This window comes from Bacillus sp. PAMC26543 (assembly GCF_014250375.1).
In the GTDB taxonomy this organism is placed as follows: Bacteria; Bacillota; Bacilli; order Bacillales; family Bacillaceae; genus Bacillus; species Bacillus halotolerans.
The window spans coordinates 94,702-118,807 of sequence record NZ_CP060193.1 but is presented as its reverse complement, the minus strand read 5'-3'; the positions used below and the strand labels follow the sequence as shown (position 1 = coordinate 118,807).

The following is a 24,106-nucleotide window of genomic DNA, read 5'->3' as shown; positions in this document are numbered from 1 at the left end:
GGATCTAAGCTGGAACATCTACATGGTGCGTATCCCAGTTTGCTGTCCAAAGAGTCTCTATCTATTTAATATAAAATTCACTTCTTCTCATAAAGATACATTATACTAAAATACTGTAGCTGAGCAAATAGGGAGTGCTAATTTTTCTGTTGTAAATTTATACAAACGAAGTGAATATCCCGCCATGATGCGGATTTATGCCTTTTGCAGCACATGCTTAATTTTTTCAATCGCCCAATCCAAATCCTTTTTGGAAATGATTAATGGCGGTGCAAAACGAATGACGGTATCATGCGTTTCCTTGCATAAAAGTCCTTCATCTTTTAAACGCTCACAATATGGACGCGCCGCTTCCGTCAGTTCCACACCGATAAACAGCCCTCTGCCGCGGACTTCTTTAATGATTGGGTTATCAATGCTCTCCAGCTCTTGTTTAAAATACTCGCCAAGCTCAAGAGAACGCTCCGCCAGCTTTTCATCTTCCAGCACTTCCAGTGAGGCGATGGACACCGCACATGCCAGCGGATTTCCGCCAAATGTGGAGCCGTGTGAGCCCGGGTTAAACACGCCTAAAACGTCGCGGTCCGCCGCAATGCATGAGATCGGGAACACACCGCCGCCAAGCGCTTTCCCCAAAATGTACATATCAGGAACAATGCCATCCCAGTTACAAGCGAATGTCTTGCCTGTACGTCCGAGACCCGTCTGAATTTCATCGGCAATCAACAGCACATTTTCTTCCTTACAAATTGCCGCCGCTTCCTGCAAAAATCCTTCAGGCGGAATCACAATGCCCGCTTCGCCTTGAATCGGTTCAAATAAGAATGCCGCTGTGTTTGGCGTAATCGCCTGGCGCAGCGCTTCCGCATCTCCGTAAGGGATTAGTTTGATTCCCGGAAGCATCGGGCCGAACCCTCTTTTATACTCTTCTTCAGAAGAAAGAGAAACCGCCAGCATCGTCCGGCCATGGAAATTTCCGACGCACGCAATGATCTCCGCCTGATTGTCCGCCACGCCCTTCACTTCATAAGCCCAGCGTCTCGCTGCTTTCACCGCAGACTCAACCGCTTCAGCCCCCGTATTCATCGGCAGAATCATTTCTTTGCCCGTCAGCTTAGCCGCCTTTTCGTAAAACGGTCCGAGCTGATCGTTGTGAAACGCGCGAGACGTCAGCGTGATTTTATCAGCCTGATCCTTTAACGCCTGAATGATCTTCGGATGTCTGTGCCCCTGATTCACCGCAGAATAAGCACTCAGCATATCCATATATTCATTGCCTTCCGGGTCCTTTACCCAAGCACCCAGCGCTTCAGAAATAACAATCGGCAGCGGATGATAATTGTTGGCACCGTAATGAGACGTCTGATCAATAATTTCTTTGGATTTTGATAAAGCTGGCATATTTGAATTCCCCCTTGTTTTCTGTTTCAACACAATATCCTGCTTTCCCTTTTTATAAATGCAAGTTTCGTGCCAACTCGCACATTCGTGTATTTTCTACAATATTCGAGGCAAGGGTGCAAAAATATTCAGATATTTCGAGCAGGATTTTCATATAGTGCAAAATTCTTTTGCATATCCTCTCCATTCTTTTATAAAATAGAAGCAATATTAAGAAAATAAATGAGGGAGGTTTATACTTTGGTCAAAGACAGCGAATTCCTCACATTAGTGTTTCAGAGCATTTTGGATGAAATTGATGTCGGCCTGCACGTGGTGGACGAGCATGGAAACACGATTGTTTATAACAACAAAATGATGCAAATTGAAGATATGGAGAAGCAGGACGTCTTAAATAAAAACCTGATGGATGTATTTATGTTTTCGAAGCAGCAGGACAGCACACTTGTGCAAGCCCTTCAGGAAGGCAAAACGATCAAAAATGTAAAGCAGAGCTATTTCAATAATAAAGGCCAGGAAATTACGACAATCAATCATACATATCCGATCGTCCAAGACGGCAACATCAAAGGCGCTGTCGAAATTGCCAAGGACGTGACAAAGCTGGAACGCCTGATCAGAGAGAATATGCATAAAAAAGGAAACGCGACTTACACATTTGACAGCATTCTCGGCACCAGTCCGGCGATTCAGGATGTCATCGAAAATGCCAAGCGGGCGACCCGCACGTCTTCCTCGGTTCTACTCGCAGGTGAAACCGGCACGGGAAAAGAACTGTTCGCACAAAGTATCCATAACGGCAGCGACCGATCAAGCGGCCCGTTCATTTCTCAAAACTGTGCGGCTCTGCCTGACAGCCTGGTGGAAAGCATCCTGTTCGGTACGAAAAAAGGCGCGTTTACAGGTGCCGTTGACCAGCCTGGCTTGTTTGAGCAAGCCCATGGCGGCACACTTCTGTTAGATGAAATCAACTCACTGAATTTGAGCTTGCAGGCAAAATTGCTGCGCGCCCTGCAAGAACGGAAAATCAGACGCATTGGTTCGACCAAGGATACACCGATTGACGTGCGCATTATCGCCACGATGAACGAAGACCCGATTGATGCCATTGCGGGTGAACGAATGCGCAAGGACTTGTATTACAGGCTGAGCGTCGTGACACTGATCATCCCGCCGCTTCGGGAACGCAAAGAGGACATTTTGCTTCTCGCGTCAGAGTTCATCCAGAAAAACAACCACCTGTTTCAAATGAATGTCGAACATATTAGTGAAGATGTGAAGCAATTTTTCTTATCCTATGATTGGCCGGGAAATATTCGCGAGCTTGAGCATATGATCGAGGGCGCGATGAATTTCATGACAGATGAACAAACGATTACGGCCAACCATCTGCCATATCAATACCGCATGAAAATCAAGCCGGCAGACATCTCGAAGCCGGAACCCGCAGGGCATCAGCCCGCCGCTGATTTGAAAGAAAAAATGGAGAGCTTCGAAAAATATGTGATCGAAAACATCCTTAGAAAACACGGCCATAACATTTCAAAAACCGCTCAGGAGCTCGGCATCAGCAGACAAAGCCTGCAATACCGGCTGAAGAAGTTTTCTCTGCACGCAAAATAACAATCTTAATTACCCGAGGAGAGCCGGATCAGAAAAACCGTTCCTCTTCCGATTTCACTTTTCACTTCAGTTTACATCTGATGATAAGGAGGAAATACCAAGGGACTGTTCAATCAGCTCAAATGAAGAAAGTGGACGGTGTATACGTCTATGTCATTAAAGCGCTTGGAGAAGATGGCAAACTTCATACCTTCAATGTCCAGAGCAGCATGAAAGTAATGAAGCATCAGGTTCAGAAACCATCACAAAAGCAAAAGCACATAGCATTGCGGTCACAAATACAAAGGTACCGGGAAATCTTCTACGTTGTCAAAAGAAAACGGAAGTATTTGCAGCTCACAAGCCCTTACATGCTGTTTCACGTGTAACATCCATGTATTTTTCTTCATATTCGATCTATCCTTTTAGAAACGGAACGGACGTAACCCCCGTTCCGTTTTTTCGCATAAAAAAACAGCCTGGCATCAGTGCCAGACTGCTTTTATTAACTTCCTAACTGATCTGCGGAGGACAGCTTCACTTCAACAGATTTTTCTTTTCCGCCGCGGTAAAACGTCACCTTCACCCGATCACCGACTCTTTTCTGATAAAGCCGCTTCCGAAGATCCACAATATCATTTATTTTTTGCCCGTCAAATTCAGTGATGACATCCAGCTCCTTGAGTCCCGCTTTTCCGGCAGGTGAAAAGGCATCTACACCCATTATCACCGCTCCATTGGTCACATGTTTAGGAAGCTTCAGTGTTTCATCCCAATGGTAGCTTGCAATATCGCTTAACGATTTCATTTCAATTCCAAGGAACGGACGCTTCACTTTGCCGTATTTCTCTAAATCCTCTATCACCGGGATCACAAGCTTAGATGGAATGGACAGGCCAATCCCTTCAACCGCTGACTCCGCGATTTTCATTGAATTGATGCCAATGACTTTTCCGTCCATATTCAACAAAGCTCCGCCGCTGTTCCCCGGGTTAATGGCCGCATCGGTTTGCAGCACCTCTGCATTCCAGTCAGGCTGACCGTCATCATTGGAATCTACCGGAATCGCCCTCTCTGTTCCCGATATGACGCCCTGTGTGACAGAACCTGCAAATTCAAGGCCTAACGGATTGCCGATCGCAATCACCGGTTCACCTGATTTCACTTTATCTGAATTGCCAAAATCAGCGACAGCTTTGATTTTATCGCTTTTCACCCGCAAAACGGCAAGATCCATCAGCTGGTCGCTGCCGACAAGCTCAGCAGACACGCGCGAACCGTCTTTTAAACTGATTTCAATTTGGGAAGCGCCCTCGATCACATGATGATTGGTCACGACATAAGCAGAGTTGTCATTTTTCTTATAGATGACGCCTGAGCCGCTCCCAGCCTCACCACTTTCTCCCCAAATATCTGTTTTTTGAATGTTTACGACACCGACAACAGCCGGCGACACATTGCTGACAATCTGAGTGACAGCGTTGTTCACACTGACATTCACTGTTCGAATTGATTCCCGGCCGTTGGTCTGCTGCTGATCCGCCTCGCCCGTATCAAACCCCTCATTTGAAAGGTACGGCATAATAAACGCCATCAATACAGCGCCGACAATCACCCCGATCAGGCTTGAAAGAAAATAACCTTTTTTGCTTCTCTTCGGCTGTTCAGGAGTATTATGTTCTTCCTCACGCTCGTAATCCACCATATTCCATCCTTTCAGAGAACGTTGATATGGTTATATTGTGGATTAGAAACTCCTATAATAGTCATGTTACACAAGAAAAAATTATACAGCGCAAAGCGGAGTAGCCTTTTTCGGATCGGTATCAAACAAATCAAATGTTTCGCCTGTCACAAATCCTTTAGAAGCCAATGTCTGCTGGACAGACATTCTGGCCAGCTCTTTCATATTGTTGTCCTGACTCAAATGAGCGAGGTAGATACGAGACGTCTCGTCGCCGATGACATCAGTCATCGCCAACGCAGCGTCTTCATTTGAAACGTGCCCGACGTCACTTAAAATCCGCCGCTTAATGCTCCAAGGGTATCTTCCCATTTGCAGCATGCCGACATCATGATTGCTTTCAAAAACGAACACATTCGCCGAGCGGATAATGCCCTTCATCCGGTCGCTGACATACCCTGTATCTGTCATTAAAGCGAGCTTGCGCCCATTACAATGAAATACATAAAACATGGGCTCTGCCGCATCGTGAGAGACGCCAAACGATTCTACATCAAGTCCGCCAAACGACTTCACCGTCTCCATCGGAAACTCAAACTTTTGATCGGTATCAATTTTGCCGATCTGGTTCTCCATCGCCTTCCACGTCTTCTCGTTCGCATAGATCGGAAGCTTGTACTTTCTGGCGATGACGCCGAGGCCTTTAATATGGTCACTATGCTCATGCGTCACAAAAATGCCGTCCACATCATCCAGCTTACGTCCGATTTGCGCCATTAATCCGTCCATGGCTTTCCCGCTCAAACCGGCGTCCACTAAAAACGCGTGATCCTCTGTTTCCAGATAAAACGCATTTCCCGTACTCCCGCTCGCAAGAACGCTAAATTGCAAGCTCATTTCAGTTCACTCCATTATTTTGATTGGTCTGTATCTAAAATCGTACTCTCCAAAGCATTCACAGTAAAATACTCTTGCACTTTCTTTTTCTCGCCGTTCACTTTTTTATCATACTCCACCGTAACTCTCCATACCGGAGCCAGCACCTGCGTGCTTGTCAGCGGATATTGCGCCACATAGCCGAATTTCACACTCTTTATGGTGCAGTATTCTTTTAATTGATTTTGATAGTACAATAATTCAACCGCATCAAGCTCAGTAATTAAGTTTTCCTTCTGAATCTGTTTAAAGGTTTCAAGCGTCGACTGCTCGTATGACACAACCTCGTTTTTATCGTTTAAGTGCAAAATCACTTGTCCGATCATATTAGAGGAGTTGTCAGTCTTCTGATAAATGTAATGACCTTCATACGTTTGGAAGTAAATGATTTCTTTTTTAGATTTATCCACCTTCCAAAGCTTATATTTTTCACCATCTTGAATTTTAGAAGACACAAGCGCCTGTGCATCGTCCTCTATGTTTTTCTTTGAAAGGGCAATCGGGCTCGTAAACTTCATCTTTAAGTTCGTTACTTTATGATCATCACTATGCATATCCATCATAGGCTTTTGATCCTTGAGTGATTCAATATCATCCTTCGTGAAGACTTTTTGATTCGCTGTGATCCGATAGCCTTCTATCGCTTCTTTATCCAGACCTTCATACGTGATATGGTCTGCCTTCATGTCATGCTCTACATCATTTTTAATGACTTCATATTCTTTACTATTAGATCGCTTCTCAAAAAACTGATAGCCTAAGAAAATATCTAAAATGAGGAAGGCAACGATGAAGATTGTTTTTGTCTTATTCCACTCCATTGTCTGCCCCCTCCTTCGTCAATAATTCCTTCGTAATCGGCACCATTTTTCCGTTTATTTTCATAGCCCAAACCGGTTCAAGCTCAACAAGAGGATCATCGTTGGTTGATGTTGATATCATCTGATACGCAGGGAAAATCTGATCAATTTTGTCCGTATCATACGCCGTTTGTTTGGACAGAAGGGCCCTCACTTCCCTGCCGCTCATCAGCTGTGTCTCACTTGTTTTAATCGGATTCGTTCCAAGACTGTAGTTCGGCCGTTTATAGCTGAGAATATCGTCATTGGCCCATTGGACGGTGATTGCCGAAGTTCCGCCAAACGGTTTAGACATGCTGTTAATGACCGGGAGCTGATCCATAAAGATATAGAAGCTCAGCTGCTGGCTGTCGTTGATATTAAAAAATTGATAGTGATCCGTCCAGCTTCCTGTATCCTCTAGGTACTTCTGGCTCTTTTTGATTAATTCACCTGTTTGATACGAAGTGCTCTGCACTAAATTACGCTGCTGGAATTGAACCTGCCGCTGGGTCAGGCTGACATCTAAACGGCTGATGCCGTCCGTCAGTACATTTCTGTTATTATAATTCGAATCTTCTCTTACAATGCTCGGATCGCTGAACAGCGCTTGTTTAAAAGTGTTTGTTTTAATTGATTCCGTGACAAATTCCTTTTTATCCATCGTAAGCGATTTGTTCGGAAGCAAAAACTCTTTCTTTGTGCCGATCGAGAACAAGCTGTACGCAGGCATATTTGATTCTTTGTTTTTTAAATCGTTCATGATATTCCGGTAGTTTGCTGATTCAACCGTCACTTCCAGAATAAGCTGCTTGCTGTAAGATACCAAATAAATCTTCTTATTCGTTTTTGTTTCATCGAATGGGATCATAATATGATCAAACGAGCTGTATTCAAACGATTGATTGGACCATTTAAACAGCGTTTGAATAATATCAATAGGTATCGTGTCACTGAATTGCAGATCAAGCTTGGCAGCAGAACCGCCTCTTCCATAAAACCAGCTCTTAAATCCGGCCTTATCATATTGATCCGATATATCTTTAATGCCTTTTACATCCCAATGCGGCAAATCTGACCAGACTTCATCATAAAGCGTTTCATCATCGACCTTATAATGAGCACCGTCATCATGAATAAACATTTCCCGCGGTTTTACCGTTTCAGACAGCTTTTGGATATTTTTTTCAATTTTATGCTTCTCACGCACCGTAGACTCTGCTGATGACGAGTCTTCAGAAAAATTAGGCTGAAATGTCCATATGCTCCATGTAAAAACAAGACTGATGACGACGAGTACCGTAAGTAATATTGTTTTTATATTTTCACGCTTCATCCCAATCATCCTCTTGTTCCTCTTTATATGGAAGAGTAAAAGTTATCGTTGTGCCTTTTCCTTCTACACTGTCTGCCCAAATATCTCCGCCGTGCGCCTGAACCATTTCCCTGGCAATGGCAAGTCCCAGACCGGTCCCGCCGAGCTTTCTCGTTCTCGCTTTATCAACCCTGTAGAAGCGGTCAAAGACTTTTTCGACATCCTTTTTCGGAATCCCGATCCCTTCATCCTTAACGCTGATATAGAGAAGTTCTTCCTCTTCATTTACGTCAATTGAGAAGGTGACATGTCCGCCTTCAGGTGAATATTTTAAAGCGTTGGAAATAATATTATCGAGCACCTGCGTAATTTTATCCTGGTCAATCTCCACATACAGGTTTCTGTCCGGCAGATTGCGGATAAATTCCACATGCTGTTCCTTCGTCATTTCAAAACGATCAATAATGAGCGACATAAATCGGACGATTTGAATCCACTCACGATTAAATTGATAATCCTTGCTGTCAAATTTAGAAAGCTGAAGCAAATCGTTTACAAGCCGAATCATCCGCTCTGTTTCATTCTGCGTCACCATTAAGAAACGCGGTGCAATGTCTTTATTTTCCCACGCGCCTTCCGCTAATGCCTCTAAATAACTGCGCATGGTCGTAAGCGGCGTCCGCAGCTCGTGTGATACATTCGCTACAAACTCTCTGCGCTCCTGGTCAATTTTCTCCTGCTCGGTTACATCGTAAATGACAGCAATTAAACCGTCGATTTTGCCATGCTCCCTTTGAATCACGGAGAAATTGACACGAAGCACTGTCAATTCATCGTCGCGCTCAATTTCGAGCAGCATAGAGTCCTGCTGTTCGACTAAATCTTCAAAAGTATAATTCTCTTGAATCCCCAGCAGGCTTGTAATCGGCATTTCTAAGGCTGTTTCACGTGAAACGTTCAGCAGCTCCAGCGCCGGGCTGTTCAAGAGAATAATCGCGCCGTTTCGGTTTGTGGCAATAACGCCATCCGTCATATAGGCAATAACAGAGGAAAGCTTTCTGCGTTCACCCTCTGTCATTGCCTGTGCATCTTCAAGCTCTCTCGTTAAGTGATTAAACGTTGTGGCGAGCTGTCCAATTTCATCATGACCATACTTTCTAACCTTCCTGGAGAAATTCCCTTTCGCAAGCTCCATTGCCTGTTTCCTCATATCTGAAAGCGGGTGGGTAATGGTTCTGGCTAGAAAAATACCGAGAAGGGCTGTCAAAACGAGGGCCAAACCAGTGCCGGAGGCCAGTATTGTGTTGATGGTCTTCATTTGGCCAAAGACATCTTCCATGCTCGCTACCACATAAATCGCTCCGACAACCTCTTGGTTTTCAGTGGTAACGGGCTTTGCGGAAATGAGGACTCTTATTTTGCTTTTCGGATCATAATATTTTCTCGAATAAGACTGTTTAGTAGAAAAAATTCTTTTGAAAATGAGATCCGTCGTTTGTTTCCCTGCAACTTCTTCTCCATATGGCCTTGAAGAGCCAACCACTTCATAGCTTTTATCAACAAAAGTAATTTCCCGAATCTCATCACTCTTCGTGAAATCATTCAAAATACGGCTGACATCATCCTTAATGACGGTGCTGTCATTATCACTCTTATATTCCTGCTCAATATAATAAGAAAGGTTGTCGATTCGCTGATTAAGCGATTGTTCATAAGAGGTAATCAGCGACTTCTCTACCTGATTGACAAAATACACACCAATGACTTGCATCGCGATGATAATCAAAAGCACATAAATCAAGGTAATCTTAAATTGGATCGACCGAAAAAAACCAACCTTATTCATTGGGCATTAGTCCTGTTCTGGGTTTCTCAAGTAATAACCGACGCCGCGGCGTGTGACAATCCAATTTGGATGGCTCGGGTTGTCCTCAATTTTTTCACGAAGGCGGCGCACTGTTACGTCAACCGTTCTGACATCCCCAAAGTAATCGTAGCCCCATACTGTTTGCAGCAAATGCTCACGTGTCATGACTTGTCCGATGTGTTTTGCCAGGTAATGCAGCAATTCGAATTCACGATGGGTTAATTCGATCGTTTCATCTCGTTTTGACACTACATACGCGTCAGGGAAGATCACGAGGGAGCCGATATGAATGTCGTTGGAAGATGATTCTTCCTCCGCTGGCGCTGTTGTCAGCTGGCGGCGCAAGTTCGCTTTCACACGGGCTAAAAGCTCTCGTGTGCTGAATGGTTTCGTAACATAGTCATCCGCGCCGATTTCAAGCCCGATGACCTTATCAATTTCTGAATCCTTAGCCGTCAGCATAATGATAGGCATATCGTATTTCTTTCTGACTTCACGGCATACTTCAACGCCGTCTTTATTCGGAAGCATAATATCTAAAAGAATTAAATCAGGCTGAAGCTCTTCCACCATTTCAACGGCTTCATTTCCGTCATAGGCGCAATGCACTTCATAGCCCTCTTTTCTTAAGTTAAATTCTAATATATCTGCAATCGGTTTTTCATCATCTACTACAAGGATCTTTTTATCCATCATTTTTGATTTCCTCCTGCCGAATGGTCTTCATTTCATCTATATCACATTCGTTACATCACTTATGGCCCAAATAGAACAATGGGTCCTTGTCTATTATAACGGTTTAAGGTCAAAAGATAAAAAAAATAAAGGTTTAGAAAAAAACACATTTTTCACCTTCATCCACCAGTTGTCTATCTTTTGTCATGTTTTTCAACTTTTCTTAAAAAAGATAACTTAAATGAAACCTCCCCTCACCTGCGTGCGTCATTTCATTGACGTCTTCTTCTTTGAACCGGCCGCAGGGCCGGTTCTCCCTTTTTCTTCTATTATAACACTCCGCATGTTTATCTTTTTTATAAAGAAAAAACGCACCTACGATTGCAGATGCGTTTGGTAAGTGGCTCGGGACGGAATCGAACCGCCGACACACGGATTTTCAGTCCGTTGCTCTACCAACTGAGCTACCGAGCCAAATGATTTATTTTTCTCTACTAAGTAAAGTAAAATGGCGGTCCGGACGGGACTCGAACCCGCGACCTCCTGCGTGACAGGCAGGCATTCTAACCAACTGAACTACCGGACCTTACAGTAATTTGTCTGGAGAGCTGTCGTGTCAGCTCTCGCAGACAAATAAGGAATTTAGCAATAACGCTAAAGTAAATCAATGACCCGTACGGGATTCGAACCCGTGTTACCGCCGTGAAAGGGCGGTGTCTTAACCGCTTGACCAACGGGCCTTCACAAAAATGGTGAGCCATGAAGGACTCGAACCTTCGACCCTCTGATTAAAAGTCAGATGCTCTACCAACTGAGCTAATGGCTCTTAAGATGCCGGATTTTTCATAGAGCAAACGACTTGGATCAAGTTCTCATCTTGTACTCTATTGAAGCAGTTTCCGTAACAACGAGATTTATAATATCACGAACAAATAGAAGTGGCAATAACTTTTTTGGTTTTTTTTCATATTTTTTTCTCAGACCAACTTATCTGCAGTTTTCAAACAAAAAACAAGCCCCTGAAAACAGGGGCTTGCGGGTATTCTGCTTAGTTCGCACGGTACACGCTGCGAAGGACATTTGTCTGTGAACGGTCTGGACCGACAGAGAAAATAGAAAGCGGAATGCCTGTCAGCTGAGACACACGCTCAAGATAGTGGCGCGCGTTTTCCGGAAGCTCGCTGAGGCTCTTCGCACCTGTGATATCCTCAGTCCAGCCTGGCATTTCTTCATAAACCGGTTCACATTCTGCAAGTGCTTTAAGGCTTGCAGGGAACTCTTCGATGACTTCTCCTTTGTAACGGTAAGCCACACAAATTTTCAGTGTTTCAATACCTGTTAACACGTCAATTGAGTTCAATGAAAGATCTGTGATTCCGCTGACACGGCGGGCGTGGCGGACAACGACACTGTCAAACCAGCCGACACGGCGCGGGCGGCCTGTTGTTGTTCCGTATTCACGTCCGACTTCACGGATTCGATCGCCGATTTCGTCTTTCAGCTCAGTCGGGAAAGGACCATCGCCGACACGAGTCGTATAGGCTTTTGAGACACCTACTACGTGCTTTATTTTTGTCGGGCCGACACCTGAACCGATGGTGACACCGCCGGCAACCGGGTTAGATGACGTAACAAATGGGTATGTTCCTTGATCGATATCAAGCATAACCCCTTGTGCGCCTTCAAATAACACGCGGCGGCCTTCATCAAGCGCATCATTTAAAACAACGGATGTATCGCAGACATATTTCTTAATCTGCTGTCCGTACTCATAATACTCATCTAAGATATCTTCTATTTTAAATCCTTCTGTCTCGTACATTTTCTCAAGCAGACGGTTTTTTTCTTCAAGATTGCGTTCGAGTTTCTCCGCAAACGCGTCACGATCCAACAAGTCTGCGATACGAATGCCGATTCGGGCTGCTTTATCCATATAAGCAGGGCCGATTCCTTTTTTCGTTGTGCCGATCTTGTTTGCTCCTTTTCGCTCTTCTTCCACTTCATCCAACTTCAAATGATACGGCAGAATGACGTGAGCTCTGTTGCTGATTCTCAGGTTATCTGTACTGACGTTGCGCTCATGAAGATACGCAAGCTCTGTGACTAATGCTTTTGGATCTACAACCATTCCGTTTCCGATCACACACGTCTTATCTTTATAGAAAATTCCAGACGGGATTAAGTGAAGCTTGTATGTGACTCCGTCAAACTTGATTGTGTGCCCTGCGTTATTTCCGCCTTGATAACGGGCGATCACTTCTGCATTTTCTGACAGGAAATCTGTGATTTTACCTTTCCCTTCATCGCCCCATTGCGTACCTACTACAACTACTGAAGACATGTCCGTGCACCTCCGTTAACCTTTCAAAAACGATTCTATTCAAACAAATCAAGTTTATCAGTGAAGAAACAGAAAGTCAATTGTAAATCCGAACATTAAATTCTTGTAATTCCAAATTCGTTCGCTTTAATTGGCTTTAGAAGCGTTTTCTTAAAGATTTTCCTTGAAAAGCTCATGAAACTTTTATCCTTTAGCAGAAGAAAGAATCACTTGCCTGAAATCCCTTTTGTGTTCATGAACACGATCCGACAGCCGTCTGGATCCTCTATCGTCACCCCTCCATGACTCCAGTACGGGTTCTCAGGTTCAGCCTCCTGATAGCCCATGCTTTTTAATTTTGCAGTGATGGCTTTGATTTCTTCTTCGCTCGGCACATAAAAGACGAGCAGGCTGTCTGGGTGGGGAACGGGGGCTGTTCTTTCCTCGTCATGCTGGGTGAATTCCAAGTGGTAATCGGTATGCGGGAGGCCAAACATGACCCCGTCAAACCCATTATGCTGATGAAATTCACCAATTCGTTTTAAGCCCAGCCCTTCTTCATAAAAGCGAATGATCTGATCAAGCCGGCCCGTAGGTCTTGCTATCCTAATTTGTGCGGCATGAAATTGTGAAAAACGCTTTCTCATTGTTACCCTCTCCTTTTTGTCTCATTTTATTAAAACGCTTTCATTTTTACATCAGCTAAGTGGCTGGTTTCTCCTCCGTCTTTTGGATGAAAAAAACCCCAAGAAGAAGCTCTTGGGGTTTACGCACCGGGCGGAACACCTGCGTCGTCAAAACGCCGTTCCAGGTTGACGAATTTATTGTATTCTTTTACGAACGCAAGAGACACGGTTCCTACCGGGCCGTTACGCTGTTTGGCAATAATGATTTCGATAATGTTTTTGTTCTCAGTTTCTTTGTCATAGTAGTCATCACGATAAAGGAACGCGACAATATCTGCATCCTGCTCAATACTTCCTGATTCACGGATATCAGACATCATCGGACGTTTATCCTGACGCTGCTCAACGCCACGCGAAAGCTGAGAAAGCGCGATAACAGGGACTTGAAGCTCTCTGGCGATCGATTTCAGTTCACGGGAAATTTCTGATACTTCCTGCTGACGGTTATCTTTTGAACGGCCGCTTCCCTGGATCAATTGCAGGTAATCGATCAAAATCATGCCAAGACCGCTTTCCTGCTTCAAACGGCGGCATTTGGCACGGATTTCACTGACACGGATACCCGGTGTGTCATCGATATAAATTCCGCTGTTGGACAGGCTTCCCATCGCCATCGTCAGCTTTCCCCAATCCTCTTCTGTCAGATTTCCTGTACGAAGGTTTTGGGCATTGATATTTCCCTCGGCACAAAGCATACGCATAACGAGCTGCTCGGCACCCATCTCAAGACTGAAAATGGCTACACTCTCGTCGGTCTTCGTCGCTACGTTTTGCGCGATATTCAAGGCAAAGGCCGTTTTCCCTACTGACGGACGGGCAGCCACAATAATCAAGTCATTTCGCTGGAATCCGGCAGTCATCCGATCAAGCTCAGAAAACCCTGTCGGAATCCCGGTAATATCGCCTTTTCGATTGTGAAGCTGTTCGATATTATCATATGTTTGGACAAGGACATCCTTGATATTTTGAAAGGCGCTTGTATTTTTGCGCTGCGCCACTTCCATAATCGTTTTTTCCGCTTCACTGAGTAAATCTTCGACCTCGTCCTCGCGGGTATATCCGTCCTGAGCGATGGTTGTCGCTGTTCTGATTAACCGGCGAAGAATTGATTTTTCCTCAACGATCTTTGCGTAATATTCTATGTTAGCCGCTGTCGGCACCGAGTTTGCGATATCAGTCAGATACGATATGCCTCCCACTTCTTCCAGCAGGTCCGTGTTGGCAAGCTCTGACGTCACCGTAACTAAATCAACCGGTTCACCGCGGTCTCCGAGCACCAGCATCGCATTATAAATTTTTTGGTGGGACATTCTATAGAAATCATCTGGAATCAATACCTCTGAAGCCAGTGTTAAAGCAGACGGCTGTAAAAAAATAGCGCCTAACACGGCTTGTTCGGCTTCTATATTTTGCGGCGGCAGCCGATCATTCAGAAGGTCTGTCATGCTAAGCACCGTCCTCTCATTAAAAAATCTCCAAACTCCATTTTACCATTTATCCAGAAAAAAAATAGAAAAATTCTTTGTTTCCCATTTTTTTCAGTCAGCAGATTGGATAGTTTCGGACAGTGCCAGGCTGGGAAAAAAACTGATAAAACTTGAGGGAGGAATGAATGATGCTGAAAAAATACGCCGTAACACCCAACGTCGATGCGGACGGCTGGTTTATCAAAGTGGAGAATGTGGCGCCTACAGCTTTATACACCTCAAAAGACGCCGCTATTGAAAAAGCGAAGCAGGTAGCCAAAGAGAACAGCCCGGCAAAGCTTGTGATTTATGACCAGCATAAAAATGTGGAAGACGAACTCTCTTTCTAACAAACTGAAAGCCTTCGCTGCCGCGGGGCTTTTTTTAGCGGGTACGACACGCTATTCCATCCATTTGAATCCAATACGCATCATAAGATCCGCCGCCTTTTGATACAGCTCCCACTCTTCAAAGGAAGCAAATTTCCCCATCAGCTCCTGAAGCTTATGCCGCAATGCAATATATTCTTCCAATGTGACATTTTTCTCTGTGTCTATCTGATGCTCATACAGCATTTGTTTTAATAATGATAACGGTTTGTTCATGATGAACCCTCCTTATCTCTTTTATAAGGGGCATTTTCCGAATGCACCATCCCTTTGTGATATCTTCTTACGTTTCACATCTGATTCTTGTACAATGGACAAAAGAGAGGAGGGATCTTTGTGAGACCTTTGCAAATTTCTGCTGAAACTGCACAAAAGCTTGCAGAGTCTTTGAATCTGCCGCTTGAACAGATCATGCATATGCCTCAACATATTCTGCTTGCCAAAATGGCTGAATTGCAGAAAGAGGACAAATCATAACTGCACTCGCATACTTGCTTACATGTATCGGAATGATATTAAGTATATGTTAGAAAAGAGGAGTAACTGCTTTGCCACATCCACAAAATAAAAAAATCCAATCGTTTTGGCTGATTGCCGGTATTATCTTTATCGCGTTTAACTTAAGACCCGCAATCACTTCAGTCGGGCCGGTCATCAGCTCCATCAGGACCGAGCTGCACATGTCCAATGGGGCAGCGGGTTTTTTGACCGCACTGCCGCTGCTTTCGTTTGCCGTTCTTTCTCCGCTCGCGCCTAAGCTCGGACGGCGCCTCGGAAATGAGCGAACCTTATGGCTTGGTCTCCTGATACTGTTTATCGGTGTTTTGATTCGATCTGCCGGCTATACCCCCGCTTTGTTTTTCGGAACGGCACTCATCGGAATCGGAATTGCGATCGGAAACGTACTTTTGCCAAGCTTAATCAAACATAAATACCCTGAAAAGCCAGGGCTCATGATCAGCCTGTATACGACATCTATGAATATATTCGCTGCTTTAGCATCAGGTATCAGCGTTCCTTTAGCGTCCCAGTTGGATGGCGGATGGAAACAGGGATTTCTTTTATGGGGAGGCTTAGCATTTCTAGCCTTGCTGATTTGGATACCTCAGCTCCGACATCGGGATGCGTCCAACCAGACGCCGCAGCTTAAAACCAGTCCGATTTGGGCTTCCAAAGTGGCATGGTTCGTCACCATCTTCATGGGCCTGCAATCATTTTTATTTTACAGCAGTATCGCCTGGTTTCCTGAGATTCTCCGTTCACACGGGATTGATACGTCAACCGCCGGATGGCTTGTATCACTCATGCAATTTGCGAGTCTGCCTTCCACTTTTCTGACACCGGTTTTAGCTGACCGCGTGAAACATCAGCGCGGGATCGTTGCAGCGCTGACCGCAGTCTATCTGATCGGTCTATGCGGATTATTAACGGGCGGCAGCCATGCCATGCTTGCCATCTGGATGGTGATTATCGGTATCGGACAAGGCTCCAGCATTAGTCTGGCACTCACTCTCATTGGGCTCCGCAGTGAAAATGCGTATCAGGCTGCAGCGCTGTCAGGCATGTCACAGTCATTCGGCTACCTTCTTGCAGCCGTCGGACCGATCTTTGTCGGGTATCTCTTTGACCAGACACATTCATGGACAATGCCGATTGTGCTTCTTATTGCTGCTTTAATCGTCATGGGAACAGCAGGACTTGGGGCTGGACGCGATCGATACGTCCTTCAGACAGAGAGAAAGAGAAATTCAGCGTAGAAAAAGGGCGGGGAAGATGTCTCCGCCTCTTTTTTTATGGAAAAACTGTCAGACATTCTTTGAATCTTTATGGTTTATTCATAAGTTTTTCATATTTGTTTTTTACAATAAGACATTATAAAGAGGTGAAAAACGATGAAAACCAAACGTTTCGACACAGTCCTTATTGTTATTTTGCTTGCAGCGGCTTTTCTCAACACCTATCACATTTGGCAGGATGACGTTGCGAACCAATACTATCTGGCAGCGGTGAAAAGCATGACGCAAAGCTTCCACAATTTCTTCTATGCGTCATTTGACCCTTCCGGATTTGTAACAGTTGATAAGCCGCCTGTTGTTTTATGGATTCAAACGATCTTCGCGCTGATCTTTGGTGTTCATACGTGGAGTGTCATCATTCCTCAGGCTCTCGCCGGGGTTGGATCGGTATTCCTTCTGTACAGAATGATCAAACCGACATTTGGGATTGGAGCGGCCCGCGCCGCCGCGCTTGTCATGGCGCTGACACCGATCGCAGTCGCCGTCAGCCGTACAAACAACATTGACAGCATGCTTGTCTTTACCTTATTGCTTGGTTCATCATGCCTGCTTCGGGCGGCCAAACAAGGCAAGCTCGTTTGGCTCCTGACAGCTTTTGGCCTGATCGGCCTTGCATTTAATATGAAAATGATGCAAGCCTTTATGGTATTGCCTGCATTTGTGTTATTCTACCTGATTGCTTCTCGGATTTCACTAAAGAAAAAAACAGGATCGCTGATTCTGTCTCTTATCCTCCTAACCGGTATATCGCTCTCATGGGCGGTTATTGTGGATTCAACATCCTCCTCCAGCCGGCCGTATATCGGAAGCAGCCAGACAAACTCTGTGTTAGAACTCGCCTTCGGATATAACGGCACAGAGCGGCTGCTTGGGCAAACCACCGGCCTTGCACGCGGTGATATGAATGCCGCAGGCGGCGATAACATGCAGAATAATGGCACAAGGCAAGCGCCAAATCACAATGAATCATCTGATGGAACCTCTTCATCTGAGAACGGAAACAGCAAGGCAGATGGAAATCAAAACAGCACCGGTTCCTTCGGGGGCAATGCACAGGCTCCTCAGCCGCCTTCTGGACAAAGCGGCGCTTCCAATGGAGGAGGCACACCTCCAACAGGCGGACCAGGGAATGGAGGACCCGGCGGGGGCGGCGGAAAAAGCATGAACATGTTCGGCACAGGTGATGCAGGACCGCTTCGTCTCTTCCAATCTGCTCTTTCCGGCCAGATCAGCTGGATGCTTCCATTCGCATTGATCGGATTACTTGGTGTAATTGTCAGCTGGTGCCGTGATCGCCGTGGTCAGGCGGCAGAATTGAAAGAAACGCTATTCTGGACAGCATGGCTTGTACCTGTGGCAGGTTTCTTCAGCATCGCGGGATTCTTCCACCAGTATTACTTGATTATGCTGGCACCGCCGATTGCCGCACTTTCCGGTATCGGATGGTATACAATGTACCGCCTATACAAAAACAATAAAGATTGGACAAGCTGCCTGCTGCCAGCGGCCGTCTTCATTACAGCCGCATTCCAAGTGTATATTTTGAGTGCTTATACAAGCCAAATCGGCAGTGGTTGGATGTATGTACTCGGACTCGCAGGACTCGGCACCACCATTGCTCTGCTCATGCTCAAAAGCAGCAAACAGCTAATCATTGTCAGCTTATGTGTGCTGCTCCTCGCACCAATCTACTGGTCAGCAACGCCGCTTTTATACGGGGGCAACAGCGTTCTTCCTGAATCCGGCCCGCAGCTTAAAAGCTCGGCAAACGGAGGAAACATGTTCTCCTCAGAAATGGACACCGGTCTCCTGTCTTATCTGAGAGAGCATAATACCGGCGAAGAGTATTTATTCGCTACGTTAACAACCGTAACGGCTGCGCCATATATCATCGATACAGATGAATCTGTCATGGCACTCGGCGGCTTCAACGGCACAGATCCGATTCTGACTGTCTCTGATCTGAAAAAACTAGTCAAAGAAGGCAAAGTGAAATACTTCCTGCTGTCAGAAACTAACTCAGGCAATACTGAACTCGTTTCTTGGATCAAGAAACACGGTCAAGAAATATCTTCTGACGAGTACAGCAGTTCCTCGAGCAGCACAAGCAGCCAGCAAGGCATGAAAGGTGGACCTGGCGGAGAAAGCCAGCAAACCCTTTATCTCGCAGAATAAAAAAAGAGGCTTGGATCAATCCAAGCCTCTTTTCTATTAAGCTTCTTCTTTCACATGTACCTTTAACACAGCCTGCACCTCAGGATGCAATTTCACAGGAACGTTTGTATAACCTAACGCGCGAATGCCGTCCGGCAGTTCCAGCTTCCGCTTATCCACTTTAATGTTATGGTCTTTTTGAAGCTGTTCAGTAATTTGCTTGCTTGTGACAGAGCCGAACAAACGGCCGCCTTCACCTGATTTCGCGCTGAGCTCAACAGTCAGTTTTTCTAATGTTTCTTTTAAGCTCTTTGCCTGCTCAAGCTCTGCGATGGCTTCTTTTTTCTCTTTCTGCTTTTGACCGTTTAGTACACTGATGTTTGACGCGTTCGCTTCAACCGCGAGGCCTTTTTTAATCAGAAAGTTATGCGCATAACCGTCTGCTACGTTTTTCACTTCACCTTTTTTTCCTTTTCCTTTTACATCTTGTAAGAAAATAACCTTCATCTTTGTACGCCTCCCTCAAAATACTCATCTATGGCGCCCTTCAGCCGCTCCAGCGCTTCTGTTACTGAAATGCCGGATAACTGAGTCGCCGCATTTGTTAAATGTCCTCCGCCTTCCAGCGCCTCCATGATGATCTGAACATTCACATCGCCAAGAGACCGCGCACTGATACAAACAGTTTGTTCATCACGTCTTGCTACCGCAAATGAAGCCTCAACCTCGCTCATCGACAGCAGTGAATCCGCAGCCTGCGCAATCAGCACTTGATCGAAATATTCATCCTCATTCTCAGGCAGAGACGCAATCGCGATGTTCTCTTTATAGAGGGCCGTATGCTGGATCAGCTTCGCCCGTTTAATATAGGAATCAACGGTTTCTTTGAGGAACTTCTGCACAAGCACCGTATCGGCGCCTTTCGCTCTTAAATATGAAGCTGCATCAAAGGTCCGCGAGCCAGTGCGGAGTGAAAAGCTCTTTGTATCCACTATTATACCAGCTAATAGGGCGGTTGCTTCAATCATATTGATTTTTAAGCGCTTCGGCTGATACTCAAGCAGCTCTGTCACCAATTCCGCTGTTGATGAAGCGTACGGCTCCATATAGACGAGCAACGGGTCTCTGATAAATTCTTCGCCTCTGCGGTGATGGTCGATGACCACAATATGTTCAATTTTGTTTACCAGCCGTTCTTCCATGACAAGCGACGGCTTATGTGTATCCACGATGACAAGCAGCGTGTCGTCATTGGCAATTTCCATCGCTTCTTCAGGCGTAATGAACCTTGACCACAGATCTTCATATTTTTTAATTTCCTCAATCAAGCGCTGCACACTTGAACCGATTTGATTCGGATCAATCACAATAAATCCATCTTTGTTATTTGCCTGTGACACCTTTAATATCCCGATCGCCGCGCCGATAGAATCCATGTCGGGGAATTTGTGACCCATGATAATCACATTGCTGCTTTCAGAAACGATTTCCTTTAAAGCATGAGAAATCACGCGGGCGCGCACCCTTGTTCGCTTCTCCATCGGGTTCGTTTTACCGCCGTAAAACTTCACTTTTCCGTTTGGCAGCTTAATGGCTACCTGGTCTCCGCCGCGGCCCAGTGCTAAGTCCAGACTGGATTGCGCCAAATCGCCAAGCTCTTTCAGCGATGAGACCGAAGCTCCGACACCAACGCTTAAGGTCAGCGCAACGCCGTCAAATGAAGTTTTTTCCCGTACCTCATCCAGAATCGAAAACTTCGAATTTTCAAGTTCGGTTAAAATGTGTTCATTAAGCACAGCGATGAAACGTTCTGATGAAGTCCTTTTCAGGAATATTCCATACTCCTGCGCCCAAGCGTTGAGCAAAGATGTCACTTGGCTGTTCATCGTGCTTCTCGTCTGGTCGTCTAATCCTTGCGTCACATCATCATAGTTATCAAGGAAAATATAGGCCAGCACAGTTCTTTCATTTTCATATTGCTTTTCAATCTGTATCTGTTCCGTCACATCGAAGAAATAAAGCAGACGCTCATCCCGTTTGATGACCACTTTAAATTTTCGGTCATTCAATGTAACCGTTTCCGATTCTACCTCTTGTTTGATGAGCGGCACAACTGATTCACACGTATCATAAAGTGATCTCCCCACTAAAGTACTTTCATTAAAGCAAGAAGAGAGAAACGGATTTGCCCATTCTATATAGTATTGATCATTAAAAAGCATGATGCCGATCGGCATTTCCATCAATGCCTCTTCACCGACTTTTTTCAACCTGTAGGATAACGTAGAAATATAAGCGTCAATCTCTTTTCGAATAAGAGAATCCGCGCGTTTTATAAAAAACAGTATAACTGCAAGCAGCAACACTTCGACGGTTCCTATGATCCAGTTAAAATAAAAGCTGATGAGGATTGTAATGATTGACAAAGCAATCAATGCATAGATGGGATACCGAAACAGCGGTTTTTCATAAAAGCTTGGCATTTCTATCACTCCCCACCATGTGAGTACAACTCATATTCACTTCACCTTATTCCTTATGTTAAAGCCCATGTCCATAACGCCTAAAATGCGAATGGCTGCCATAAAAATCGGATGCAGAAAACCAAGAATGACTGCAATGACGGCGACTGCCTTCGGATATTTTTTCTTATGGCAATAGAAAAAGATAAATGATAAACCCTGGATAAAAATAAGAAACCCGAGTATAAACTCCCCATTTAAAGCGATAGAGTACAGCATTTGGCCTTTTTCTAAAGGCAGAAATGAAAGAATGACAATCAACAAATACAGCACTACAACACTTTGCGGAAACTTCAACTCTCTAAAAGGCTTTAGACTAGGAATATCGGGGGAGAATCGCCTTAAGAGCGGCTTAGCGATAAGGTAACTGAGGAAAGAAAAAATGGCTCCTACCATCACGATAGCTGTTGGAAAAAGATATTGAACCGTACTCAATTGTTCTTCCATCAGTTTCATTTGTTTCTCAAGCTCTTCAGCATTACCCGATTGTTTCAAAACGGATTCAACGATATCGAGTGATTGCCGGTATTGTGTCATTGCTTCATCAATGATATTGATACCCAAAAACTGAATGCTTATCACAAAATAGAACACGATACAAAGCATATAAATAAGGGCACCCGAAATAATAGCATGACCGGGTTCTCTTTTTTTGAAAAAATGCCCCATGACAATGCCCGCACAAGCTGACATAAAAGCTACAATAAGTCCGTTAAAGGACCCGACAATAAAGACAACAGGAAGACTGACAGCGCCCATCCATAATCCTAATTTCAATCCGTGTCTGATCGTATAAAGGATCATAGGCAGCGGCAGTGCAAATAACAGAATTGTTCCAATCAATGGAACATAAACGACCAACAGTGTGATGATCGCAAACAAACTGATTAAAATAGCACCTTCCATTAATGCTCTTGTTTGTTTCACTTAGTCACCTCGTATCATACTGAACATACGAATAGAAAAGAGCAGCATAAACGACTGCTCTTTTTTTCATCGCCGCAACATGTTTTGCACCAATGTTTTCATATCATCTCTAAAATTACTTTTATATTTTAACATAAGTCCAAATCGCAAGTAAAATGACGCCAATGTTTCATGTGAAACATTGCAAACGAAAAGACATTCTTTAAAAGAATGCCCATCACTTCTTATTCTTTATCATCCATAAAACCAGAAGATTCTTTGTTTTTCTTCTTCGTTTTTCTGACATACACAAATATTAAAATCACAAGTAAAAGGGTTGTTGCTTGCAGAACGCCGCTGCTAAACAAGAAAAAGTTCTTTATCATGTCCCACATCGTGTTTCACCTCTTTTTGGATGTTCTCAACCCGTAGCCTATATAAGGTGAATTTCCCTTTTTAAAAACTTCAAAACATCATGAACAACATTGAACGTTGGGCATATGCTGATACAGAATCTGATTGATAAAGGAGATTTGTTACATGGATGAACGCAGAACGTTGGCTTGGCATGAAACATTAGAGATGCATGAGCTGGTTGCTTTTCAGGCAAACGGGCTCATTAAACTGAAGAAAATGATTAGAGAAGTTAGAGATCCTCAGCTCAGACAGCTTTATAGCGTGTCCATTCAGGCCGTTGAGCAAAACTTAAAAGAGCTTCTCCCGTTCTTCCCTCAGGCGCCGATGCCTCGCGATGATGAAGAAGAAGAGCGCGCGGATAATCCATTTTACAGCGGTGACCTGCTCGGCTTTGCCAAAACATCTGTCCGCAGCTATGCCATTGCAATTACAGAAACAGCAACACCTCAATTAAGAACCGTACTTGTCAAACAGCTAAACGCTGCCATTAAGTTGCATGCGCAGGTTTATCAATACATGTATCAGCATGGATACTACCCATCTTACAACCTTTCTGATCTGTTAAAAAATGACGTCAGAAACGCCAATAAAGCCATTTCGATGAAATAAAAGAAGCAGCAAAGGCTCTCCCTTTGCTGCTACTTCTGCTGTTCTTTTAATAAACTGTTCGAACGACGCGCCTCCAGTACTTCTCGGTTGGCGTCACCCCATTCTTTCATTTGCAATACAATCGGCTCAAGCGTTCGCCCGAATTCTGTCAAAGAATACTCGACCTTGGGCGGCACCTGGTGATAAACTTCGCGATGAACAATGCCATCCGCTTCAAGCTCCCGAAGCTGCAGGGTCAGCATTCATTGGGTAATACTCGGGCAGATTTTGCGAAACTCATTGAACCGTTTCTTGCCATCTATCATGTGATAAAAAAGGATTCCTTTCCACTTTCCGCCAATGACATCTAGTGTAAATTCAACTGGACAGCCTTCTTTGTTCGGATAAATATTATTTTTTCGGCTCATGTTCGACCCTCCAATAGTACCTTTTTTGATACTACAGATCATTTTGCAACTGACCTACCCAGTATTTTACACACCTTTCCTCTTCCACTCAAAAAAAATGCTTTTTATTCACATC

At 44.6% G+C, this 24,106-nt stretch carries 21 protein-coding genes, 4 tRNA genes and 1 pseudogene; 6 read left to right on the top strand and 20 right to left on the bottom strand.

What is annotated here, in order from left to right; translation table 11 throughout:
* Positions 1-195 precede the first annotated feature (195 nt).
* On the bottom strand, positions 196-1,401 hold the full coding sequence (rocD, locus tag H7F27_RS00650) for an ornithine aminotransferase (protein WP_185848391.1): 1,206 nt from the start codon (positions 1,399-1,401) through the stop codon (positions 196-198).
* 240 nt (positions 1,402-1,641) lie between these two features.
* Here rocD and rocR point away from each other — a divergent pair, with 240 nt between their 5' ends.
* Complete coding sequence (rocR, locus tag H7F27_RS00645; protein ID WP_024123512.1) at positions 1,642-3,024, top strand: arginine utilization regulatory protein RocR; 1,383 nt, start codon at positions 1,642-1,644, stop codon at positions 3,022-3,024.
* 484 nt (positions 3,025-3,508) lie between these two features.
* On the opposite strand, the gene htrC is transcribed toward rocR, so the two are convergent.
* The 13 genes from htrC to dnaB form a co-directional block, all read right to left on the bottom strand.
* A complete protein-coding gene (gene htrC, locus H7F27_RS00640) occupies positions 3,509-4,708 on the bottom strand; it encodes a serine protease HtrC (RefSeq protein WP_106019881.1) in 1,200 nt (399 codons plus the stop codon).
* Positions 4,709-4,789: 81 nt separating this feature from the next.
* Positions 4,790-5,584, bottom strand: coding sequence for an MBL fold metallo-hydrolase (locus H7F27_RS00635; RefSeq protein ID WP_024123515.1), 795 nt, complete (start codon positions 5,582-5,584; stop codon positions 4,790-4,792).
* Positions 5,585-5,598: 14 nt separating this feature from the next.
* Complete coding sequence (locus H7F27_RS00630; protein ID WP_185848390.1) at positions 5,599-6,444, bottom strand: two-component system regulatory protein YycI; 846 nt, start codon at positions 6,442-6,444, stop codon at positions 5,599-5,601.
* Entirely contained in the window at positions 6,431-7,798 is a 1,368-nt protein-coding gene (gene yycH / locus H7F27_RS00625) for a two-component system activity regulator YycH (RefSeq protein ID WP_103672095.1), read from the bottom strand. Before yycH ends, H7F27_RS00630 begins: the two co-directional genes overlap by 14 nt.
* Entirely contained in the window at positions 7,788-9,623 is a 1,836-nt protein-coding gene (gene walK / locus H7F27_RS00620) for a cell wall metabolism sensor histidine kinase WalK (RefSeq protein ID WP_010332598.1), read from the bottom strand. The genes yycH and walK overlap by 11 nt, the downstream gene beginning before the upstream one ends.
* A gap of 6 nt (positions 9,624-9,629) precedes the next feature.
* Positions 9,630-10,337 carry a cell wall metabolism DNA-binding response regulator WalR gene (gene walR, locus H7F27_RS00615; RefSeq protein WP_010332599.1) on the bottom strand — a complete coding sequence of 236 codons (708 nt, stop codon included), beginning with the start codon at positions 10,335-10,337 and terminating at the stop codon, positions 9,630-9,632.
* A gap of 383 nt (positions 10,338-10,720) precedes the next feature.
* Positions 10,721-10,793: transfer RNA gene (locus H7F27_RS00610), tRNA-Phe, on the bottom strand.
* Between the two features lie 35 nt (positions 10,794-10,828).
* Positions 10,829-10,905, bottom strand: a tRNA-Asp gene (locus tag H7F27_RS00605).
* Between the two features lie 82 nt (positions 10,906-10,987).
* A tRNA-Glu gene (locus tag H7F27_RS00600) sits at positions 10,988-11,059 on the bottom strand.
* 10 nt (positions 11,060-11,069) lie between these two features.
* Positions 11,070-11,145: transfer RNA gene (locus H7F27_RS00595), tRNA-Lys, on the bottom strand.
* Between the two features lie 222 nt (positions 11,146-11,367).
* Positions 11,368-12,660, bottom strand: a complete 1,293-nt coding sequence (gene purA, locus H7F27_RS00590; protein ID WP_095712580.1) for an adenylosuccinate synthase — start codon at positions 12,658-12,660, stop codon at positions 11,368-11,370.
* 206 nt (positions 12,661-12,866) lie between these two features.
* The gene (locus H7F27_RS00585) at positions 12,867-13,286 is read right to left on the bottom strand and encodes a VOC family protein (RefSeq protein ID WP_103672069.1); all 420 of its coding nucleotides are present in this window, start codon (positions 13,284-13,286) and stop codon (positions 12,867-12,869) included.
* A gap of 119 nt (positions 13,287-13,405) precedes the next feature.
* Positions 13,406-14,770, bottom strand: coding sequence for a replicative DNA helicase (gene dnaB, locus H7F27_RS00580; RefSeq protein WP_010332602.1), 1,365 nt, complete (start codon positions 14,768-14,770; stop codon positions 13,406-13,408).
* 170 nt (positions 14,771-14,940) lie between these two features.
* On the opposite strand from dnaB, the gene H7F27_RS00575 reads away from it, so the two are divergent.
* On the top strand, positions 14,941-15,141 hold the full coding sequence (locus H7F27_RS00575) for a DUF2188 domain-containing protein (RefSeq protein ID WP_038954329.1): 201 nt from the start codon (positions 14,941-14,943) through the stop codon (positions 15,139-15,141).
* Between the two features lie 51 nt (positions 15,142-15,192).
* Here H7F27_RS00575 and H7F27_RS00570 read toward each other — a convergent pair whose 3' ends face one another.
* Entirely contained in the window at positions 15,193-15,396 is a 204-nt protein-coding gene (locus tag H7F27_RS00570) for a hypothetical protein (RefSeq protein WP_101859652.1), read from the bottom strand.
* Positions 15,397-15,516: 120 nt separating this feature from the next.
* On the opposite strand from H7F27_RS00570, the gene H7F27_RS00565 reads away from it, so the two are divergent.
* The 3 genes from H7F27_RS00565 (at position 15,517) to H7F27_RS00555 (ending at position 19,151) form a co-directional block, all read left to right on the top strand.
* Positions 15,517-15,657: a YycC family protein gene (locus H7F27_RS00565; protein ID WP_003242786.1), complete on the top strand. Its 141-nt coding sequence runs from the start codon at positions 15,517-15,519 to the stop codon at positions 15,655-15,657.
* A gap of 71 nt (positions 15,658-15,728) precedes the next feature.
* Positions 15,729-16,937 carry a CynX/NimT family MFS transporter gene (locus tag H7F27_RS00560; protein WP_106019883.1) on the top strand — a complete coding sequence of 403 codons (1,209 nt, stop codon included), beginning with the start codon at positions 15,729-15,731 and terminating at the stop codon, positions 16,935-16,937.
* Between the two features lie 135 nt (positions 16,938-17,072).
* Positions 17,073-19,151: an ArnT family glycosyltransferase gene (locus H7F27_RS00555; protein WP_185848389.1), complete on the top strand. Its 2,079-nt coding sequence runs from the start codon at positions 17,073-17,075 to the stop codon at positions 19,149-19,151.
* Between the two features lie 36 nt (positions 19,152-19,187).
* Here H7F27_RS00555 and rplI read toward each other — a convergent pair whose 3' ends face one another.
* From rplI to H7F27_RS00535, 4 genes are all read right to left on the bottom strand, one after another.
* A complete protein-coding gene (rplI, locus tag H7F27_RS00550; RefSeq protein WP_010332608.1) occupies positions 19,188-19,637 on the bottom strand; it encodes a 50S ribosomal protein L9 in 450 nt (149 codons plus the stop codon).
* Positions 19,634-21,613: a cyclic-di-AMP phosphodiesterase GdpP gene (gene gdpP, locus H7F27_RS00545; protein WP_024123525.1), complete on the bottom strand. Its 1,980-nt coding sequence runs from the start codon at positions 21,611-21,613 to the stop codon at positions 19,634-19,636. The genes rplI and gdpP overlap by 4 nt, the downstream gene beginning before the upstream one ends.
* Before the next feature lie 36 nt (positions 21,614-21,649).
* The gene (locus H7F27_RS00540; RefSeq protein ID WP_024123526.1) at positions 21,650-22,579 is read right to left on the bottom strand and encodes a YybS family protein; all 930 of its coding nucleotides are present in this window, start codon (positions 22,577-22,579) and stop codon (positions 21,650-21,652) included.
* Positions 22,580-22,803: 224 nt separating this feature from the next.
* A complete protein-coding gene (locus H7F27_RS00535; RefSeq protein WP_010332611.1) occupies positions 22,804-22,953 on the bottom strand; it encodes a hypothetical protein in 150 nt (49 codons plus the stop codon).
* Positions 22,954-23,098: 145 nt separating this feature from the next.
* On the opposite strand from H7F27_RS00535, the gene H7F27_RS00530 reads away from it, so the two are divergent.
* Positions 23,099-23,584 carry a spore coat protein gene (locus H7F27_RS00530; protein ID WP_024123527.1) on the top strand — a complete coding sequence of 162 codons (486 nt, stop codon included), beginning with the start codon at positions 23,099-23,101 and terminating at the stop codon, positions 23,582-23,584.
* A 29-nt stretch (positions 23,585-23,613) separates the two neighbouring features.
* On the opposite strand, the pseudogene H7F27_RS00525 reads toward H7F27_RS00530, so the two are convergent.
* Positions 23,614-23,991 (bottom strand): annotated as a pseudogene (locus H7F27_RS00525) (winged helix-turn-helix transcriptional regulator).
* Positions 23,992-24,106 lie beyond the last annotated feature (115 nt).

What these genes read in the sequence shown, in the direction of transcription:
- rocD (WP_185848391.1), bottom strand. Translation starts at nt 1,401, where the DNA reads ATGCCAGCTTTATCAAAATCCAAAGAAATTATTGATCAGACGTCTCAT.
- htrC (WP_106019881.1), bottom strand. Translation starts at nt 4,708, where the DNA reads ATGGTGGATTACGAGCGTGAGGAAGAACATAATACTCCTGAACAGCCG.
- H7F27_RS00635 (WP_024123515.1), bottom strand. Translation starts at nt 5,584, where the DNA reads ATGAGCTTGCAATTTAGCGTTCTTGCGAGCGGGAGTACGGGAAATGCG.
- H7F27_RS00630 (WP_185848390.1), bottom strand. Translation starts at nt 6,444, where the DNA reads ATGGAGTGGAATAAGACAAAAACAATCTTCATCGTTGCCTTCCTCATT.
- yycH (WP_103672095.1), bottom strand. Translation starts at nt 7,798, where the DNA reads ATGAAGCGTGAAAATATAAAAACAATATTACTTACGGTACTCGTCGTC.
- walK (WP_010332598.1), bottom strand. Translation starts at nt 9,623, where the DNA reads ATGAATAAGGTTGGTTTTTTTCGGTCGATCCAATTTAAGATTACCTTG.
- walR (WP_010332599.1), bottom strand. Translation starts at nt 10,337, where the DNA reads ATGGATAAAAAGATCCTTGTAGTAGATGATGAAAAACCGATTGCAGAT.
- purA (WP_095712580.1), bottom strand. Translation starts at nt 12,660, where the DNA reads ATGTCTTCAGTAGTTGTAGTAGGTACGCAATGGGGCGATGAAGGGAAA.
- H7F27_RS00585 (WP_103672069.1), bottom strand. Translation starts at nt 13,286, where the DNA reads ATGAGAAAGCGTTTTTCACAATTTCATGCCGCACAAATTAGGATAGCA.
- dnaB (WP_010332602.1), bottom strand. Translation starts at nt 14,770, where the DNA reads ATGACAGACCTTCTGAATGATCGGCTGCCGCCGCAAAATATAGAAGCC.
- H7F27_RS00575 (WP_038954329.1), top strand. Translation starts at nt 14,941, where the DNA reads ATGCTGAAAAAATACGCCGTAACACCCAACGTCGATGCGGACGGCTGG.
- H7F27_RS00570 (WP_101859652.1), bottom strand. Translation starts at nt 15,396, where the DNA reads ATGAACAAACCGTTATCATTATTAAAACAAATGCTGTATGAGCATCAG.
- H7F27_RS00555 (WP_185848389.1), top strand. Translation starts at nt 17,073, where the DNA reads ATGAAAACCAAACGTTTCGACACAGTCCTTATTGTTATTTTGCTTGCA.
- rplI (WP_010332608.1), bottom strand. Translation starts at nt 19,637, where the DNA reads ATGAAGGTTATTTTCTTACAAGATGTAAAAGGAAAAGGAAAAAAAGGT.
- gdpP (WP_024123525.1), bottom strand. Translation starts at nt 21,613, where the DNA reads ATGCCAAGCTTTTATGAAAAACCGCTGTTTCGGTATCCCATCTATGCA.
- H7F27_RS00535 (WP_010332611.1), bottom strand. Translation starts at nt 22,953, where the DNA reads ATGTGGGACATGATAAAGAACTTTTTCTTGTTTAGCAGCGGCGTTCTG.
- H7F27_RS00530 (WP_024123527.1), top strand. Translation starts at nt 23,099, where the DNA reads ATGGATGAACGCAGAACGTTGGCTTGGCATGAAACATTAGAGATGCAT.